The sequence below is a fragment of the Nonomuraea sp. NPDC049784 genome (assembly GCF_040659615.1).
Taxonomy (GTDB): domain Bacteria; phylum Actinomycetota; class Actinomycetes; order Streptosporangiales; family Streptosporangiaceae; genus Nonomuraea.
The window spans coordinates 1-1,218 of the sequence record NZ_JBFAMX010001257.1; the positions used below are offsets into that span (position 1 = coordinate 1).

Genomic DNA, 1,218 nt, shown 5'->3' on the forward strand with positions numbered 1-1,218 from the left:
GCTCCAGCGCGCCGCCCCCGATGGAACCGCCCACGGGCTGGTCGGTGGCCACGCCGCCGGCACGCAGCTTCAGCAGCGCCCCGGAGGCGGCCTCCGCCAGGCTGGCCCGCTGCCACACCTGCGCGGCCAGGCCCAGCACGGCGGCCTCGTCGGGCTCCAGCGTGATCTCGGGCAGCTCGTACGACTCGCGCTCGATCCGGTAGCCCGGCTCGTCCTCCCAGGGGTCGCGTACGACGTCGATGGGGATGCCGATCTCGCGCAGCTCGTTCTTGTCGCGCTCGAACATGCGCTGGAACGCCTCGTCGCCGTCGCGGTCGTAGCCCGGGACCGCATGGCGGATCTGCTCGGCCGACAGTGGCCTGCGGGTGGCGAGCAGGCAGATCACCAGATTGAGCAACCGTTCCGTCTTCCGGCGCGACATCTGCCTCACTCCTCCTGCATCGACGCTACCCTGCCCCCGTGATCAGATGGCGCAAGGGCGAGGTTGTACGGATCCGACGCGAGTGGCCGGGAGCGGTGGAGCTGGACGTCGCCGTCCCCGAAGGGGAGTGCCGGGCGCTGGCGTATCCGCCGTTGGTCGGCCGCCCGGAACCCGGCGACGAGGTGCTGCTCAACACGACCGCACTCGCGATGGGTCTCGGTACGGGAGGTTACGCCATGGTGGTGGCCGTCCCTAACCGTTTGCCGCAAGATCCTGAGGGTCCCGGCCACCTGGTGAAGGCCCGGTACACGCCGCTGCAGGCCACCGTGCTGGGCGCCGACGAGCAGGACTCCCCGCATCACGAGCGGTTGCGCGAGGCCGACTCCGTCGACGGCATGCCCGTGGTGGTGGCCGACCTGCATTCGGCGCTGCCGCCCATCCTGTGCGGCCTGTACGCGGACAGGCCCGGCACACGGGTGGCGTACGTGATGCAGGACGGCGGGGCGCTGCCGGCGTGGTTCTCGATGGCGGCGGCCCGGCTGCGGGAGATCGGCTGGCTGGCGGGCGTGGTGACGGTCGGGCAGTCCTTCGGCGGCGACGTGGAGGCGGTCACCGTGCACACCGGGCTGCTGGCGGCCAGGCACGTGCTGGAGGCCGACGTGGCGGTCGTCGCGCAGGGCCCCGGCAACCTGGGCACGGGCACCAGGTGGGGCTTCTCGGGTGTGTCGGCGGGCGAGGCGGTGAACGCGGCGGGCGTGCTGCTCGGCCGGCCCGTGGCGGCACTGCGGGTCAGCGAG

1 protein-coding gene and 1 pseudogene are annotated in these 1,218 nt (G+C 72.7%); one reads left to right on the top strand and one right to left on the bottom strand.

Going from position 1 to position 1,218, the window contains the following annotated elements:
* A pseudogene (locus AB0J09_RS65215) lies at positions 1-421 on the bottom strand (DNA-binding transcriptional regulator); the annotation flags it as partial.
* 38 nt (positions 422-459) lie between these two features.
* Here AB0J09_RS65215 and AB0J09_RS65220 point away from each other — a divergent pair.
* A partial coding sequence (locus AB0J09_RS65220) for a DUF3866 family protein (protein WP_360714577.1) occupies positions 460-1,218 on the top strand: 759 nt, incomplete at its 3' end.